The sequence below is a fragment of the Mesorhizobium sp. WSM4810 genome (genome assembly GCF_055811235.1).
In genome coordinates this window covers 35,612-53,064 of record NZ_JBVVQV010000037.1, presented here as the reverse complement: position 1 = coordinate 53,064, position 17,453 = coordinate 35,612, and the positions used below count along the sequence as shown (strand labels likewise).

13 protein-coding genes and 1 pseudogene are annotated in these 17,453 nt (G+C 62.5%); 10 read left to right on the top strand and 4 right to left on the bottom strand.

The window, feature by feature from the left end; translation table 11 throughout:
- From AC0L3O_RS31915 to AC0L3O_RS31905, 3 genes are all read left to right on the top strand, one after another.
- Positions 1 to 252: hypothetical protein (locus AC0L3O_RS31915; RefSeq protein WP_473617612.1), on the top strand; the 252-nt coding region annotated here is incomplete at its 5' end.
- Positions 253 to 1,066: 814 nt separating this feature from the next.
- Positions 1,067 to 1,507 carry a hypothetical protein gene (locus AC0L3O_RS31910; protein ID WP_128177700.1) on the top strand — a complete coding sequence of 147 codons (441 nt, stop codon included), beginning with the start codon at positions 1,067 to 1,069 and terminating at the stop codon, positions 1,505 to 1,507.
- Positions 1,508 to 2,273: 766 nt separating this feature from the next.
- Complete coding sequence (locus AC0L3O_RS31905; protein WP_036263803.1) at positions 2,274 to 2,618, top strand: hypothetical protein; 345 nt, start codon at positions 2,274 to 2,276, stop codon at positions 2,616 to 2,618.
- 10 nt (positions 2,619 to 2,628) lie between these two features.
- Here the strand turns inward: AC0L3O_RS31905 and ggt are convergent, their stop codons facing one another.
- From ggt to AC0L3O_RS31890, 3 genes are all read right to left on the bottom strand, one after another.
- A complete protein-coding gene (ggt, locus tag AC0L3O_RS31900) occupies positions 2,629 to 4,362 on the bottom strand; it encodes a gamma-glutamyltransferase (RefSeq protein WP_473535794.1) in 1,734 nt (577 codons plus the stop codon).
- A gap of 363 nt (positions 4,363 to 4,725) precedes the next feature.
- Positions 4,726 to 6,018 carry an L-rhamnose catabolism isomerase gene (gene rhaI / locus AC0L3O_RS31895; protein WP_128177971.1) on the bottom strand — a complete coding sequence of 431 codons (1,293 nt, stop codon included), beginning with the start codon at positions 6,016 to 6,018 and terminating at the stop codon, positions 4,726 to 4,728.
- A 178-nt stretch (positions 6,019 to 6,196) separates the two neighbouring features.
- Positions 6,197 to 8,299: a bifunctional rhamnulose-1-phosphate aldolase/short-chain dehydrogenase gene (locus AC0L3O_RS31890; RefSeq protein ID WP_473535795.1), complete on the bottom strand. Its 2,103-nt coding sequence runs from the start codon at positions 8,297 to 8,299 to the stop codon at positions 6,197 to 6,199.
- A 191-nt stretch (positions 8,300 to 8,490) separates the two neighbouring features.
- Between AC0L3O_RS31890 and AC0L3O_RS31885 the strand changes: the two genes are divergently transcribed.
- The 7 genes and pseudogenes from AC0L3O_RS31885 to AC0L3O_RS31855 all read left to right on the top strand — a co-directional run bounded on the left by AC0L3O_RS31885 (position 8,491) and on the right by AC0L3O_RS31855 (position 15,622).
- Positions 8,491 to 9,300 (top strand): DeoR/GlpR family DNA-binding transcription regulator, encoded by an 810-nt coding sequence (locus tag AC0L3O_RS31885; RefSeq protein WP_287345633.1) that lies wholly within the window; start codon positions 8,491 to 8,493, stop codon positions 9,298 to 9,300.
- A 46-nt stretch (positions 9,301 to 9,346) separates the two neighbouring features.
- Positions 9,347 to 10,342 carry a rhamnose ABC transporter substrate-binding protein gene (gene rhaS / locus AC0L3O_RS31880; protein ID WP_023803287.1) on the top strand — a complete coding sequence of 332 codons (996 nt, stop codon included), beginning with the start codon at positions 9,347 to 9,349 and terminating at the stop codon, positions 10,340 to 10,342.
- Between the two features lie 83 nt (positions 10,343 to 10,425).
- The gene (locus AC0L3O_RS31875) at positions 10,426 to 11,967 is read left to right on the top strand and encodes a sugar ABC transporter ATP-binding protein (RefSeq protein ID WP_473617610.1); all 1,542 of its coding nucleotides are present in this window, start codon (positions 10,426 to 10,428) and stop codon (positions 11,965 to 11,967) included.
- Positions 11,964 to 12,941, top strand: coding sequence for an ABC transporter permease (locus tag AC0L3O_RS31870; protein ID WP_473535796.1), 978 nt, complete (start codon positions 11,964 to 11,966; stop codon positions 12,939 to 12,941). Before AC0L3O_RS31875 ends, AC0L3O_RS31870 begins: the two co-directional genes overlap by 4 nt.
- Positions 12,938 to 13,939: an ABC transporter permease gene (locus AC0L3O_RS31865; protein WP_023803290.1), complete on the top strand. Its 1,002-nt coding sequence runs from the start codon at positions 12,938 to 12,940 to the stop codon at positions 13,937 to 13,939. Before AC0L3O_RS31870 ends, AC0L3O_RS31865 begins: the two co-directional genes overlap by 4 nt.
- A pseudogene (rhaM, locus tag AC0L3O_RS31860) lies at positions 13,939 to 14,255 on the top strand (L-rhamnose mutarotase). The gene AC0L3O_RS31865 and the pseudogene rhaM overlap by 1 nt, the downstream one beginning before the upstream one ends.
- The gene (locus AC0L3O_RS31855) at positions 14,252 to 15,622 is read left to right on the top strand and encodes an FGGY-family carbohydrate kinase (RefSeq protein ID WP_473535798.1); all 1,371 of its coding nucleotides are present in this window, start codon (positions 14,252 to 14,254) and stop codon (positions 15,620 to 15,622) included. The pseudogene rhaM and the gene AC0L3O_RS31855 overlap by 4 nt, the downstream one beginning before the upstream one ends.
- Here the strand turns inward: AC0L3O_RS31855 and AC0L3O_RS31850 are convergent, their stop codons facing one another.
- Complete coding sequence (locus AC0L3O_RS31850; protein WP_473617609.1) at positions 15,623 to 17,449, bottom strand: alanine racemase; 1,827 nt, start codon at positions 17,447 to 17,449, stop codon at positions 15,623 to 15,625.
- Positions 17,450 to 17,453 lie beyond the last annotated feature (4 nt).

The window sequence follows — 17,453 nt, the reverse complement described above, 5'->3', positions numbered from 1 at the left end:
AGGGCGCAGGTGCAGCGTGCCATCTACGACTTCTTGGTCTTCGAATTCCTCTTCGGTTTCGGTGCCGATGCAGCAGGGAGAGCAGTCTCGGCTTTAAGTCGTTGCTCTCGCAGCCGAGCAGTCTTTGCATTTCGTGCTGCGCGCTCAATGTCTGTTAATGCCCGCGCAGCATCCGACGTGCGCTCCTGTCGATTGTGTTTTTCTTTATCGGTTAAGCCTTGCCTTTCCTGCATTGTTTTGTCCTCGATCTGACGGTACGGCGCTTTTGTTGGCGCCCGAACGATTGTCGCCAGATCGTGTTCCCCCCGTCGGGTGCCTGCCGAAGCGATTGAAGAGATGCTGGAACTCTATCGTTTTCGCTACCTTGGATGGAATGTGAAGCATTTCCACGAGCACCTGCTGCCCGATCTCGGCTCGCTGAGGAAACGGGCACATCGCAGACTGACTGTAGTTCTGCGAGCAGGATGCAGTTATTTCCAATGGGATGGGAAGGGAATCGAAAGACGCTCTCTCCGCCATCTTCAATGGTAGAGCGATCAGATGTCGGGAATCGGAGGCAGCGGACCTCCGATTAGCTCACGCACCATGCAATGCAATCGAGAGGACCTATCTGGACCAAACTCGAGTAGCGACAGCATGGGCTTTTGAGATAAGGTTGGGACCGATGGCATTGAGCGAATAGAGCGATAACGGGAACCGAACCAATCCACAGAAATATTTTGTTGGTATTTTTGTTGGCTAGTCCTGCTATAGCGGAGCCCTAACCATTTGGAAACAGAGCGATTTTCCCATCGCTTGGACTCCGCCTCTGGGCACCATTTTTCCAAGGCAATTTCAGCAAGTTGCGCATGGCGCCCGCTTGGCTGAAATCGGTTGGGGGAATTCAGGTCGCCGTGTTGCGGCAGGTTGCGTAGCGGTTCTCGGCGACCTCAAATCATTTTTTCGGCGCCCGACAGGGCCGGCACTGGCGAAACTGTTTGCTCGCATTGGGCGAATGACGGATTTGATTTGCTTGGTGATCCCCTATCCTTAGGGCAAACTGCCCGTTGGGGCTCCAGGAGGCGAAATGAGAGCACGCGCAGCAACGGTTGGAGATCTGGAAAGTGTTTTCCGTGATCTGTCCAAGCGGATATCGGACGAGTACGTCGCGGCCGGCAAGGACAGTAAGATCGCCTACGACAATCTGATGATGAACTTGAAGGAAGGCCGTGCTCATGCGCTCGTGCAGGGCGAAAAAACCGTAGCGCTCATCGCCTGGCACGAGAATAGCGACGCTGCCGATACGCTGTTCGCCGCGCAGGAAGATTTCTTCAGCGCCGCGACCGTTCGCTTCTGCAAGCGGCACATTCGCCATATCCAGGCGCTTGCAGGCAACCTCCCCATTCACTCGCGCAGCTGGCTCCAGAGACCGGACGTCGCAAAATGGTTCCGGATAATCGGCTATGTCGAGCGGGGCCAGGAGAATGGCGCCCATCTGTTCGAACTGCCGCCGGCTCCCGCCGCCTGACAAATCTCGGCGGGCTGCGCAACCGGTAGCCACGTTCGGGGTCGATGCTCTAGCCAAAAAGGCCCGCCGCTCCATTTGCGAAGCGGCGAGCCTCGATATTCGGGAACGACTTCCGGGCCGTTGCCCCGGCATTGCTTACTGTGCAATTCAGGTGCCAGACGGGTTGACCGATAATGGGACACCGCACCGGGAAAGCGCGAACCATCTTCCGCGATCACACCACTGCCATACCGCGCCATTCCTTGCTATGTTTGCTCGCGGCGGACCTGATTTCCGCTTGGCCGGCGCCCATCAGGCAATCTACCCCAACGCCCCCCCAAAGTGGCGCCGGCCACTCTTCACCACCAACCCAATCTTCGCCGCCGGCCCAATCTTGGCCACCGGCCCAATCTTCGCCACCGGCAACTTCACGCGCGGTCAGGCCGAAGCCAGGACAGCGGTTCTTAATCCGCCTCCAGAGCGGCGGCCTTTCATGTCAAAACGCCCTGACTGGCGATTCCAGTGCGACAGATCGCCTGGAGCGGCAGCACGATCCGACCTGAAGCGCGTCGCGTTTGACCGGCGACGCCGCTTCAGGTTGTTGTTTTTTTGCATGTCGTTACCGCAAAACCGCTGCACACTTTTGCGCGACATGCATTAAATCCAAAAAGACGGTAGCAAGCCGCGGCCAGAAAGTGTTGAAGACCGTGCCGATGGCATTGAACCTGTCGCGATCTGGTTGCACTCGGCAAGGCTTGATGATTTGTTGCCGCTTCAAGGAGAATGAATGATGCACGAGCCTGCCGGTCAAGACGAATATGGGTCGGCCAGCCCCTTCGACCCGGACGACCTGACGACGTTGAACGTGATGGGTCCGGGTGTGGCCAGCAACGATTTCGAGAAATACGCGGTCGCCGTGATCATCGTGTTCGGCGCCCTCATCATTGGCGGCTTGATGGCCGCAAACCTTGCCCTGGGGCACCGTAACGGCTTCCTGTACGCGCTTGGCGGCGCCACCGCGGCGTGGATATCGGGAAATGCGCTGCTGCTCGATCGGCCGCGTATCTATGCCTTGTTCGTCGGCATCGCGGCGGTGATGCTGATTGCGTCCACCATCACGCTGGTCATCTGACCGAAAGAAACTAATATCCGATCGCCTCGCCGGACGCGGCGCGGCTGTCGATGGCGCCATTGTAGCGGGCGCCGCCGCCCTTTTCGATCTCGGTCAGGCTCTTGCCGCCTACCAGGATACCGGCCGCCTGACCCCAGGTCGCATCGGTGACGTCGAGGCGGTAGCCCATCCCGGCAAGCAGTTTTTTGGTATCGGGCGACAGGCCGAACGGTTCGATATAGACCGTGTCGGGCAGCCATTGGTGGTGGATGCGCGGCGCGTCGATCGCCTCCTGGATGTTCATGCTGTGATCGACGACATTGACGATCGCTGCCAGCGTGATGGTGATGATGCGCGAGCCGCCGGGGCTGCCGATGACCATGAACGGCTTGCCGTCTTTGGCGACGATGGTCGGGCTCATCGACGACAGCGGCGTCTTCCTCGGGGCGATCGCATTGGCCTCGCCCTGAACGAGGCCGTAGAGATTGGGCACGCCCGGTTTCTGGGTGAAATCGTCCATCTCGTTGTTGAGCAGGATGCCGGTGCCGTCGGCGACGACGGCGGCGCCGAACGAGCCGTTCAGCGTATAGGTCACCGCGACGGCGTTGCCGTCATTGTCGACGATCGAATAATGCGTCGTCTCCTGGCTCTCGCCAAAACCCTTCGGCATCAGATCCTGCGACACGCCGGCCCGGAACGGATCGATCTTTTCGCGGATTTCTTTCGCATAGTTCTTGTCGAGCAGCTTTTCGACCGGATTGTCGACGAAGTCGGGATCGCCGAGCGCCGAATTGCGGTCGACATAGGCGTGACGCATCGCCTCGACCATGACTTTGATGGTTTCGGCAGAACCCGCGCCGAGATAGGACAGCGGGTAGAATTCCAGCACGTTGAGTATCTCGCAAATGATGACGCCGCCCGAGCTCGGCGGCGGCGAGGAGGTGATCTCATAGCCGCGGTAATTGCAGGTCACCGGCTCGAGCTCGCGGACCGCGTAGGTCTCGAAATCCGCCTTGGCCAGAATGCCGCCCTTCTGCGCGCTCGCCTTGACGATGCCGTCGGCGATCGGTCCTTTGTAGAAGGCATCACGACCTCGTTCCGAGATGGCCGAGAGCGAGGCGGCGAGATCGGCCTGGACAAGGCGCTCGCCGACGGCATAGGGCTTCCCGTCAGGCTTCAGGAAGATGGCGGCCGCGGCCGGGTCCTTGGCCAGCCGCGCGGCGCCGCCTTCGAGCGAGGCGACATCGCCCTGCTCCAGCACAAAACCATCCCTGGCATAGCGGATGGCCGGCGCCATCAAGTCCTGCCGCGTCAGCGTGCCGTATTTTTCCCGTGCGGTCTCGAAGCCTGCCACCGAGCCCGGCACGCCGACAGCGAGATAGCCGTCGAGGCTGGCGCCTTTCACCGGCTTGCCGTCCTTGTCGAGATACATGGTTTTCGTCGAGGCGAGCGGCGCGCGCTCGCGGAAATCGAGGAATGTCGAGCGGCCGTCCTTGAAGCGGATGGTCATGAAGCCGCCACCGCCGATATTGCCGGCGTTCGGATAGACCACAGCCAGAGCGTAGCCGACGGCGACCGCGGCATCGACGGCGTTGCCGCCCTTCTTCAGCACCTCGACGCCGACTTCCGACGCCAGATGCTGGGCGGTCACCACCATGCCATGCTCGCCCTTCGCCGGCTGCGGCGAGGCGGCCAATGCGGCCGCCAGCGGTGCAAAGGTCAAGGTGAGGGAAAGACTGAGTGCGATTAGGGTGCGGCGGTGCATGGCCGTTCTCCGAGGCGGGGGATGCGCCTAGAAAAGCCGTTTGGAGCGGGCGAGTCTACTGACAATAAAGAAGATTTCGCCGGGCTTGCACGCCTGCGCCGGTTCGGTTCGTAACCACCGTTGCGATCTTCGGCTGATGTAACGGCATGGATCCTAGGGTCTCCGCGACGTCGCTTCGCTCCTGCTCCCCCTAGGATGACGAAGGCGTGTTGGCTTGTAGCTAATCGCAGATGGCGGAGATTTGGCAGTTGCGTCGCAGCGTAGGTAGGCTGATGACAAGCGAAGGCTTTCGAAATTAGCCGACGCCTCTCTCGCATCGCGCCGCAACCCGCCTCAGGCGGGTTTTTTTGTTTCAGGCCGACATCAAACAATCCCACCGCCGCCGCCGGCAACCGCCGGCCGTTCCGCCGCGACCTTGGCTCGGTAGCCGGCGGCGCGATAGGTGGCGACCGGATCGATGGCGCCGCCCGTGTTCAGCCGCGCCATGGCGAGGATCGGCTCGACGTCGGTGCGATAGGCGGCTTTCAGCGTCTGCGTCGCCATCAGCGCGTCGTTGGCATCCTGATAGCCTTCCAGCGCCTGGCGATCGACCAGCAGCGCCTGCGCATAGGCGCGCTGCACCTCGACCGCCGACAACATCAGGCTTTCGATCGGGTCGGTGACATTGTGGCTCTGGTCGAGCATGTGAGCCGGATCAAAACCTTCGGCACCGGCAAGCTCGGCATCGACCAGTTCGTTGAAGACGAGGAACAGCCGGTAGGGATCGATCGAGCCGGCGTCGAGATCGTCGTCGCCATATTTCGAATCGTTGAAATGGAAGCCACCGAGTTTCTTGAACTGGATCAGCCGCGACACGATCATCTCGATGTTGACGTTGGGCGCATGATGGCCGAGGTCGACCAGGCAAAAGGCCTTGTCGCCGAGCTCTTTGGCGATGATGTAGTTGGTGCCCCAATCCTGCACGACCGTCGAATAGAAGGCCGGCTCGTACATTTTGTGCTCGGTGAACAGCTTCCAGTCGTCAGGCAGTCCGGCGTAGATCTCCTTCATTGCGTCGAGATGACGCTCGAACGCCTTGGCGAAATTGACCTGGCCGGGGAAATTCGAGCCGTCGCCGATCCACACCGTCAGCGCCTTGGAGCCGAGCGTCTTGCCGATCTCGATGCATTCGAGATTGTGCTCGACGGCCTGCCGGCGGGTGCCGGCGTCGGCATGCGACAGCGAGCCGAACTTGTAGGACAGTTTTTGATCACTGGCGTCGGAGAAGGTATTGGAGTTCATGGCGTCGAAGCCAAGGCCGAAGCGCGAGGCCGCCTGTTTCAGCCGGTTCGGGTCGGCCTTGTCCCACGGAATGTGCAGCGAGACGGTGGGTGTCGCCTGCGTCAACTGCCGGATGACGGCGCAATCCTCGATCTTGTCGAAGATATCGCGCGGCTCGCCGGCGCCGGGAAAGCGGGCAAAGCGGGTGCCACCGGTGCCGACGCCCCAGGACGGGATCGCCACGGCGAATTTTTCGACCTTGTCGCGGATGGCGTCGACGGCGATGCCGCGGCGGTCGAGGCGTTCGCCGAGCGCATCGTAATCGCGCTTGAGCTCGGCCGAGCGCGCGAGATTGTCCTTGTCGACGATGTCGGCTGAGATGATGGTTTCGGACATGGTGCTTCCTCCCAAATGCGTTCGGTTGGCGCTGCCCCTCATCCGCCTGCAGGCACCTTCTCCCCGTATGGCGACCGGGAGAAGGACAAGCGTGTCCGGCATTGGCGACCCCCTCTCCCCGTTGTTCGCGGGGAGAGGGTAAGGGTGAGGGGCAGCGCCACCCTCAAAAAATGATCGCCTAGCGCGTAAAACTCTGGGCGTTGCCGGCGTCGACATTGACGATATTGCCGGTCGACTTGGCCGACATGTCGGAGGCGAAGAAATAGATCGCCTCGGCGATGTCTTCGGGGAACACCGAACGCTTCAGCATCGAGCGTGAGCGGTAGTGTTCCTCAAGGTCGTCAGTCGACATCTTGTAGGCGGCGGCGCGCTGTTCCTTCCACTCGCCGGTCCAGATCTTCGAGCCGCGCAGCACGGCGTCGGGATTGACGACATTGACCCTGATCTGGGCCTCCGCGCCTTCCAGCGCCAGGCAGCGCGCCAGATGGATTTCGGAGGCCTTGGCCGTGCAATAGGCGGCGGCATTGGGCGATGCGGCAAGCCCGTTCTTGGAGGCGACGAAGACGACATTGCCGCCGATCTTCTGCGCCCGAAACAGCCGGAATGCTTCGCGCGACGCGAGGAAATAGCCGGTCGACAAGATGTCCATGTTCTTGTTCCACAGCGCCAGCGTCGTCTCCTCGATCGGCGCCGAGGTTGCCAGGCCGGCATTCGACACCAGGATGTCGATGCCGCCGAACTCGACCGCCGTCTCGGCGAAACCGGAGATCACCTGGTCCTCTGACGTGACGTCGATCACCACCGGCCGCACGAAATCCTTGCCATGGGCCTTGGCCAATTCGTCATTGGCGCTGGCAAGGGCGGTCTCGTCGATGTCGGCCAGCACGACGCAGGCGCCCTCGCGCAGCAGCCGGTTGGCCGTCGCCCGGCCGATGCCGCCGGCGCCGCCGGTGACCAGCGCGATCTGGCCGGCAAGCGCTTTCGGCTTGGGCAGGCGCTGCAGCTTCGCCTCTTCGAGCAGCCAGTATTCGATGTCGAAGGCTTCCTGCTCGGGCAGGCCGACATAGGTCGACACTGTCGAGGCACCGCGCATGACATTGATGGCATTGACGTAGAATTCGCCCGAAATGCGCGCCGTCGCCTTGTCGCCGGCGAAGGTGAACATGCCGACGCCGGGCATCAGATAGACCACGGCGTTCGGATCACGCACCGGCGGCGAATCCGCATGCTTGCACCTGTCATAATAGGCCTGGTAGCCAACGCGATACTCCGCCAAATCGTCGGCGAGACGGGCAATGACGGCGTCGACATCAGGATTTTTGGGGTCGAATTCGATGAGCAGCGGCCGGATCTTGGTGCGCAGGAAATGATCCGGGCAGGAGGTGCCGAGCGCCGCCAGCGGGCGCAAATCCTTCGAATTGACGAATTCGAGCACGGCCGGCGAATCGTCGAAATGGCCGAGCTTGTGGCTGTTCTCCGAAATCAGGCCGCGGATCCTCGGCATCAGCCTTGCGGCCACGGCGCGACGCGCCGGCGCGTCGAGCGATTTGACGACTTCGCCGCCGAAGATCTGCTTGCCTTCAGACTTGCGCTCGAACCAGTCGATCGCCTGGTTGATCACCGAGATCGTCGTCTCGTAGCATTCCTTTGGAGTGTCGCCCCAGGTGAACAGGCCATGGCTTGCCAGCACAACGCCCTTGGCCTCAGGGTTTTCGGAGCAGAATTTTTCCAGCGACAGGCCGAGCTCGAAGCCCGGACGCTTCCATGGCAGCCAGCCGATCGCGTCGCCGAAGATCTCCCTGGTCAGCGCCTGCGAATCCTTGGCGGCGGCAATCGCGATGATGGCGTCGGGATGCATGTGGTCGACATGCGGCTTCGGCACGAAGGCGTGCAGCGGCGTGTCGATCGAGGCCGCGCGTGGGTTAAGATTGAAGGTGCAATGGGGCAGATAGGCGACCATCTCGTCCTCATGCTCGAGGCCGCGATAGAGACCCTTAAGCGCGCGCAACTTGTCCATGTAGAGGGTGGCGAAACCGTCGAGCTTAATCGAGGCGCTGTCGCCGCCCGAGCCCTTCACCCACAGCACTTCCACGCTTTCGCCGGTGAGCGGATCCTTTTGCCATATCTTGGAAGAGGTGTTGCCGCCGCCATAGTTGGTGACGCGCTTGTCGGAGCCAAGAACATTCGAGCGATAGACGAGACGTTCCGGCTCGCTCATTCCCAGGGCTGTCGCCTCATCCCAAAGATTGGTGAGGCGCGTGCCGGAGCGCTTGTCAAGCATAGGTAATCCTCCCGTGACGTGAGACGCGCAAACGGTGCGGTCCCTTTGGGCCGAATTTCTACGCAAGCGGCGGCGTTGTCAATCACAAACGATCAACATCGATCATATTGCGCTGCACAATGAATTTATCTGATCGGAAATGATTGACACTGCGCGTTTTGAGTGCCTAGATGTGCTGGCAGGGAGGAACCATGCACGAAAAGGAGCGCCACAGGATCATTTTGTCCGCCGTCCAGGAAAAGCCTGTGGTGACGGTGCAGGAGATGGTCGACCTGACGGACTCGTCCGAGGCGACGATCCGGCGCGACATCGCTGCATTGCATGTGCAAAAGCGCCTGCGCCGCGTGCGTGGCGGCGCCGAGGCGATCACCCCGCCGCAATTCATCGGCCTTGCCGGCCGGCCTTTTTCCGTCAACGAGACGATCAACGCTGTGCAGAAGCGGGCGATCGCGCGGGACGCCGTGGAACTGTGCAAGGACGGCGAGCCGATCATCATCAATGGCGGCACCACCACCTTCCAGATGGTGTATTTCCTGACCGGCCGCCGCATGCCGATCTTCACCAATTCCTTTCCGATCGCCGAGCACCTGCTCAAGCACTCCAAGAACACGGTGATGCTGTCGGGCGGCACCATCTACCGCGAGCAGAACATCATCCTGTCGCCCTTCGACAATGACGTGACGCGCAATTTCTATGCGCGCCGCATGTTCATGGGCGCGCAAGGGCTCGGGCCACTCGGCCTGATGGAAGGCGATCCGCTGCTGATCCAGGCCGAGCAGAAACTGATCGATCAGGCCGACGAACTGGTGGTGCTGGTCGACTCGTCAAAATTCCGCAAACGCTCGAGCCTGATCCTGTGCGGCCTGTCGCGCATTGCCACGGTCATCACCGACGACGGCATCGAGGATCGCGAGGCCAAGATGTTGGAGGCCGCCGGTGTGACGCTGGTCGTCGCCCGCACAACGGCAGGCAATAGGGAAGAATCTTCGCTGCAGGCCTGAGGGTTCGCAGCGGCGATGGAATGCAACGCTCAAGGGAGGATATTCGATGAGCTTTCTGAAGAAATTGATGGTTACGGCGGCGTTCTCGGCCGCCATCTTCGTGAATGCGGCCTATGCCGAGAACGTCAAGATCGCGCTGGTGGTGAAGTCGCTCGGCAACGGCTTCTTCGATGCCGCCAACAAGGGCGCCGAAGAGGCGGCCAAGGAACTCGGCGACGTCGATATCATCTACACCGGCCCGACCAAGGCGACCGCCGAAGCGCAGATCGAGGTGATCAATTCGCTGATCGCCCAAAAGGTCAACGCGATCGCCATTTCGGCCAATGACGCCGACGCGCTGGTGCCGGCGCTGAAGAAGGCGATGGATCGCGGCATCACCGTCATCTCGTGGGATTCCGGCGTCGCTCCGGAAGGCCGCCAGCTCCACCTCAACCCCTCGGACACAAACCTGATCGGCGAGACCATCATCAAGCTTGCCGCCGACTATCTGCCGGAAGGCGGCGATGTCGCCATACTGTCGGCTTCGTCGACCGCGACCAACCAGAACGCCTGGATCGAAGCGGCCAAGAAGGTGCTGCCGGAGAAATTCCCCAAGATCAATCTCGTCGCCACCGTCTATGGCGACGACGACTCGGCCAAGAGCACGGACGAGGCCAAGGGCCTGCTGAAATCCTATCCGAACCTCAAGGCGATCATCGCACCGACCACCGTCGGCGTCGTGGCCGCTGCCCAGGTGGTGACCGACCAGGGCCTGATCGGCAAGGTCAATGTCACCGGCCTGGCGCTGCCGTCGGAGTTCAAGAAGTTCATCGACAACGGCGCCAGCCAGGCTGTCGCACTGTGGAACCCGATCGATCTCGGCTACTCGGCCGTCTACCTCGCCCATGATCTGGCGGTGAAGAAGGAAGAAGCCAAGCCGGGTGCGACGCTGTCGATCGGCCGTGTCGGCAAGGTCACCCTCGACGACACCAACTCGGCCGCGATGGCTCCGCCCTTCAAGTTCGACAAGTCGAACATCGAAGAGTTCTCCAAGATCTATTGATCCTGGAGCCCTTCAAGCCGGCGCGGCGGAGCTCAAGTTCCGCCGCGTCCTCAAACGGACCTGCTTAAGGGCTTGATACGACTATGGACACGACAGCCCAACTCGACCCGACCACTGAGCAGCCTTTGGCTGCGGCTCCGCGCCTGACCCTGGCCGGCATCTCGAAGAGTTTTCCCGGCGTGCGCGCGCTGCACGACGTCAGCCTGTCGCTCTACCCAGGCCAGGTGACCGCGCTGATCGGCGAGAACGGCGCCGGCAAGTCGACGCTGGTCAAGATCATGACAGGCATCTACCAGCCTGACACAGGCACGATCAGTATCGATGGCCAGGCCGTGACCTTGCCCAGCGCGCATGCCGCCTTCGGGCACGGCATCACCGCCATCCACCAGGAAACCGTGCTGTTCGACGACCTGACGGTGGCCGAGAACATCTTTCTCGGCCATGCGCCGCGATCGCGCCTCGGCACCATCGACTGGCGCACCATGCGCAAGAATGCTCGTGAAGTACTGAACACCATGGGCGCCGGCCACATCGACGCCGATGCGCGGCTGAAGGATCTCGGCATCGCCAACAAGCACCTCGTCGCAGTCGCCCGCGCCATGTCGATCGACGCCCAGATCGTCATTATGGACGAGCCGACCGCAGCGCTGTCGCTGAAGGAGATCGAGGAGCTGTTTTTGCTGGTCGAGTTCCTGAAGAGCGAAGGCAAGGCGATCCTGTTCATCAGCCACAAGTTCGACGAGATCTATCGCATCGCCGACCGTTACACGGTGTTCCGCGACGGCGAGATGGTCGGCGAAGGCCTGATCAGGGATGCCGGCCAGAGCCAGATCGTGCGCATGATGGTCGGCCGCGCCGTCGATCACATCTTTCCGCAACGCAAGGCCGAGATCGGCGCGCCGGTGCTTGCCGTCTCCGGCCTGTCGCACCCGACCGAGTTCGACGACATCGGCTTCGAGCTGCACAGAGGCGAGATCCTCGGCTTCTACGGCCTTGTCGGCGCCGGGCGCAGCGAGGTGATGCAGGCGATATCAGGCATCACCCGCACCAGCAGCGGCACCATCACGCTGGAAGGCAAGGCGATCATGCCGAAATCGGCGGCGGATTCGATCGACGCCGGCATCGTCTACGTGCCGGAAGAACGCGGCAAGCAAGGCGTGGTGATCGGCCTGCCGATCTTCCAGAATATCTCGCTGCCCTCGCTCAAGCGCACATCCAAGTCAGGTGTGTTGCAGCTGGCCGAAGAGTTCGCGCTAGCCCGTTCCTATACCGAGCGGCTCGATCTGCGCGCTGCCTCGCTCAGCCAGGACGTCGGCACTTTGTCGGGCGGCAACCAGCAGAAGATCGTCATCGCCAAATGGCTGGCGACCGCGCCCAAGGTGATCATCCTCGACGAGCCCACCAAAGGCATCGACATCGGCTCGAAAGCCGCCGTGCACGGCTTCATGGCCGAACTGGTCGCTCAAGGGTTATCGGTGATCATGGTGTCGTCCGAACTGCCCGAGATCCTCGGCATGTCCGACCGGGTCATCGTCATGCGCGAGGGCCGCATCGCCTCGATCTATAACAACAAGGGGCTCGACGCCGAAACGCTGGTCAAGACGGCAGCAGGGATTGTGGCATGAAGGTTTTGCTCAAATATCGCGAAGTCTGGCTGCTCGCGGCAATCGTCGTGCTGATCGGGCTGATCTCGATGCGCTTTCCGGGCTTTGCTGCCTTCGGCAATCTGCGCCAGGTGTTCAACGACACCTCGATCCTGATGATCCTGGCGCTGGGGCAGATGGTGGTGATCCTGACCCGCTCGATCGACCTGTCGATGGCGTCGAACCTGTGCTTCACCGGCATGGTGGTGGCGATGCTGAACGCCGCGCATCCGGCAATCCCGATCCCGCTGCTGATCGTCATCGCACTTCTGGTCGGCCTGGTGCTCGGCGCGATCAACGGCCTGCTGGTATGGCGGCTGAACATTCCCTCGATCGTGGTGACGCTCGGCACGCTCACCATCTATCGCGGCGCCACCTTCGTCATTTCAGGCGGCGCCTGGGTCAATGCCGATCAGATGAGCCCTGATTTCATCGGCCTGCAGCGCGCGGCCTTTCTCGGCATTCCAGTGCTGTCGTGGATCGTCATACTGGTCATCGCCTTGTTCTTCCTGTTGATGACGCGCACCGCGCTCGGCCGCTCGATCTATGCCATCGGCGTCAATCCGACAGCATCGATCTACGCCGGCATCGATGTCGGCCGCACCAAGTTCATTGTCTTCTGCATCTCGGGGATGGCCGCCGGTCTGTGCGGCTATCTCTGGATCTCACGCTATGTCATCGCCTCGGTCGAGGTCGCCAATGGCTACGAGCTCAACATCATCGCCGCCTGCGTCATCGGCGGCATCTCGATCGCCGGCGGCATCGGCTCGGTCGGCGGCGCAGTGCTTGGTGCGCTGTTCCTCGGCATCATCTCCAACGCGCTGCCGGTCATCAACATCTCGCCGTTCTGGCAGATGGCGATTTCGGGCAGCGCCATCATCCTGGCCGTGGTGCTCAACGCGCGCGGCGAACGCCGGCAAGGCCGCATTATTCTCAAGAAGGCGGAAGCGGCATGACCGACACCCCAGCCCCGCGCCACATTCCCGACCGGCTCGACACGCCGCTCAACTCGGCGATCTTCTCGTGGGAGGCGCTGCTGGTCGCGGTGGCGGTCGCCATCTTTGCCGTCAACAGCTTCGCCTCGCCCTATTTCCTCGACGCGTGGTCGCTGTCGGACCTGACCTTCAACTTCACCGAGAAGGCGCTGATCGCGCTCGCCATGGCGCTGCTGATCATTTCCGGAGAGATCGACCTGTCGGTCGCCGCCATCATTGCGCTGGCCTCGACGATGATGGGCATGGCGGTGCAGGCCGGCGCCGGCACGCCGGTGCTGGTGGCGATCGGCATCCTGGTCGGGCTCGGCTGCGGCGCCTTCAACGGGCTGCTCGTCACCAGGCTCGGCCTGCCGTCGATCGTCGTCACCATCGGCACGATGAGCCTGTTTCGCGGCATCGCCTTCATCGTCCTCGGCGACCAGGCCTACAAAGGCTATCCCTCCAGCTTCGCCTTCTTCGGCCAGGGTTATGTCTGGTGGGTGGTGTCGTTCGAGCTGACGCTGTTCCTCGTCGCGGCGGTCATCTACTGGTTCCTTCTGCACCGGACCAGCTTCGGCCGTCGCGTCTTCGCAATCGGCAACAACCCGGTCGCGGCACAGTTTTCCGGCGTGCGTGTCGGCCGCATCAAGTTCATCCTGTTCTGCCTGACCGGGCTGATGGCGGGCATCGCCTCGGTGCTGATCACCTCGCGGCTCGGCTCGACCCGGCCATCGATCGCGCAAGGCTATGAATTGGAAGTCATCACCATGGTGGTGCTGGGTGGCGTCAGCATCCTGGGCGGCGCCGGCAGCATTTTGGGCGTGGTGCTCGCCGCCTTCATCATGGGGCTGGTGACTTTCGGCCTGGGGCTGCTCAATGTGCCCGGCATAGTCATGTCGATCTTCATCGGCCTGCTGCTGATCATCGTCATCGCGCTGCCCATCGTCTGGCGGCGGGTGCGGCGGGAGCGTTTTACCTGATGGCCGAGAAATACGCGTTCAAGATGAAGCTCAATCCCGGCATGAAGGCCGAATACAAAAGGCGTCATAACGACATCTGGCCGTCGCTGGTCGCACTGCTGAAACAGGCCGGCGTTTCCGACTATTCGATCCATCTCGACATGAGACCAACACCTTGTTCGGCGTGCTGTGGCGGCGCGACGGCCACGGCATGGACGAATTGCCGAAGCACAAGGTGATGCAGCGCTGGTGGGCTGAAATGGCCAACATCATGGAGACCAGGCCTGATAACGAGCCGGTGGCGGAGCCGCTGGAAACAATGTTCCATATGGAATGACCCGCCACGTCGCCGTCATCGATATCGGCAAGACCAACGCCAAGGTGGCGCTGGTCGATCTCGCCGATCTGCGCGAAGTTGCGCTGCGCCGCATGGCGAACGCGCCTGTCCTTGACGGTCCCTACCCGCACCACGATGTTGAGCTTCTGTGGTCGTTCATCCTCGACAGCCTCGCCGAGATCAATCGCGAACAGCGCATCGACGCGATATCGATCACCACCCATGGCGCGACGGGCGTGCTGGTGGACACTGCCGGCGAGTTGGCGCTGCCGGTGCTCGACTATGAATTTGCCGGGCCCGACACCCTTGCCGAGGACTATGACACGAACCGTCCGGCCTTCGCCGAGACGGGCACGCCGCGCCTGCCGGTCGGCCTCAATCTCGGCGCGCAGCTGTTCTGGCAGCAGAAGCGCTTCCCGGCGGAGTTCGCCAAGGCCGCCGCGATGCTGATGTACCCGCAATACTGGGCCTTGCGCCTGACCAGCGTCGCCGCAAACGAAGTGACTTCGCTTGGCTGCCACACCGATCTGTGGAACCCGTGGAAGGCCGATTTTTCGTCGCTGGTCGACAAGATGCAATGGCGTCATCTGATGGCGCCGGTGCGGCCGGCGAAATATCGCCTTGGCCCGATCCTGCCCGCGCTTGCGATACGGACCGGGCTTGATCCGCAAACGCCGGTGTTTTGCGGCTTGCACGATTCCAACGCCTCGCTGCTGCCGCATCTCCTGTCCGATACGCCGCCGTTCTCGGTCGTCTCGACCGGCACCTGGGTGGTGTCGATGGCGGTTGGCGGCAACAAGATCGCGCTCGACCCGGCCCGCGACACGCTCGTCAACGTCAACGCGCTCGGTGATCCGGTGCCGTCGGCGCGTTTCATGGGCGGCCGTGAGTTTTCGCTGCTGACGGAAGGCCAATCGGAAGACTGGACCAAAGAGGATATCGCCACAGCGCTCGCGCGGAAGACGTCCCTGCTGCCTTCGACCCAACAGGGTTCGGGGCCGTTCCCGCATCACAGGGCAGCATGGCTCGACGGAGACGGCATCAACGGCGGCCAGCGCTTTGCCGCCATCTCTTTCTACCTGGCGCTGATGACCGCGACCTGCCTCGACCTGATCGACGCCGGCGGCCCGACGACCGTCGAGGGGCCGTTCGCCCGCAACCGGCTTTTCACGCGCATGCTCGCTGCAGCCACCGCACGTGCCGTCATCGCGTCGGAGGCCGCAACCGGCACCAGCATCGGCGCCGCCCTGTTGGCGTCGGACCAAGGAACGGTACAAGGCGCCGGCGAAAGGTTCGAACCGCCGGTCGACCCGGCCTGGGCGGATTACGCACGTTCATGGCGCGCGGCGGTCGACGCACAGGGCTGATCACAAAATCCGCTTGCCAAACGCCGACATGACGAAATTGACCGTTTCCGCCGCCAATCGCGGTTCCAGAGCTGATGTCAGGCCGGAAACGTCCATCGACAACAGCCCGCCGGACAACGCGATCGCCTCCATGGCCTGATGCGTTTCGCGCACCGTGATGCCGCCGGAGCCTGCCGCCCAGCCGGCGAATTCGGTCACCTCAGGCGTATAGCTGACATGAAAGCCTTGCGTGCCGGAACTGGCGATGCGGATCGCCTCGTGCATCACGTCGCGCATGCCCATGGCGTCGATGTCGGTCATGGTGAAGGCGCAGACGCGCGAATCCTTCAGCACCCGGGCCTCGGCCGGATCTGCATGGCGCAAACCGACAATGACGACGTTTTCCGGCGACAGTTGTGGCTGCAGCGCGCCGGGCTTGTGATCGAGGCCGAGCGCCCGCGCCAGCACCGAAGCTTCCGGCAGGTCGATGCCGTCTTCGTCCTCGGGCATCAGCGCGGCGATGGAATCGATCCAGATCAGGCCAAACGAGTGCGTCGCCCGCGCGGTCGCCGTCAGCGCCGTGTGGGCGATGCGCCGGTCGCTGCCGGCGGTGAGCCGGACCAGGCCGGACGGCGGCCGCTCGATATCGGCCAGTTCGACGACATCGAAATTCATCGCCTCCAGCCGGGCGCCGGTCGCCTCCCTGGCCAGGATGCCGGCCGCCGCCGGTGCGGCAGATATCGACACCATCTTGCGGCCGGAGAAATCCTCGACATCGTGCATTGGCGCCTTTTCGACATATTCCGAGGTCATTGCCAGCAGCATGGCGCCATAGCTCATGCGGAAGGCGACACGATCGCCGACGGCGGGTGGCGGCTCGGCATCGGTCACGTCGAGAAGCAGATGGTCGCTGGAGGCGCCAAGCACCCGCACGCCCTTGGCAATCGGCGTCAAACCTTCGATCAAGACATCCTCGCGGCCGATATTGGCGATGGCGCGCAACCGGTCGCCATCGTCGGCAAACACCGGCTGGTTGCCGAAAGCGTCGTAGCCGGATTGGCCGATCGGCCGCGACGGCTTCAGCTTGACCTCGATGATGTCGCTGGTCAGCCGGCAGGCATCGGGTTCGAGTTCGGCCCACGGCGTCTCGCGGAAGGTTTCGACGCCACCCTGAAGGATCGCCTCGCCGACCCGCAGATTGTTGATGCCGGCGGGCAGCCTGCCTTCGAGCAGCAGCGTCAGCGACGATGACGCGCCGCCCGAGATCCAGTCGAGCCTTGCGCCGGACAGGCGCTCGGTCTTGTAGGCATGGGCGACGAGCTGTCCGAGATTTTCCTGCGTCGGCATGATGGCGCCGAAGCAGCCGAGATTGGTGCCGATGCCGGCGATGCGCACGCCGCTGAGCGCCAGTATTTGTTCGACCGTCGGAATGAGGTCGTTCGGCCAGATGCCTTCCCTGAGGTCGCCAAGATCGATCATCAGCATGATGTCGTGGACGCGGTCCATACGCTCGGCGATGCGCGATAATTCGCGGATGGTGGCGAGTTCGGATTGCAGGCTGATGTCGACGGTGCGCACAACCTCCTCGATGCGTGCCATCGGCGGACTGCGCAGCAGCATGATCGGGGCGGTGATGCCGCTGTCGCGCACCCGGCGGATGTTTTCGAAGCGCGATTCGGCGATGCCGGCGACGCCGCCGCGCAGCATGGCGCGCGCCACCTGCGGCATGCCGCAGGTGCCCTTGGTAACGCCGAATACCCTGATGCCGGACAGGGCGCAGCGGTCGACGATGGTGCGCGCATTGCGCTCGATGCGGCCAAGGTCGATGGCGACTTGCGGTCCCGACATTTTT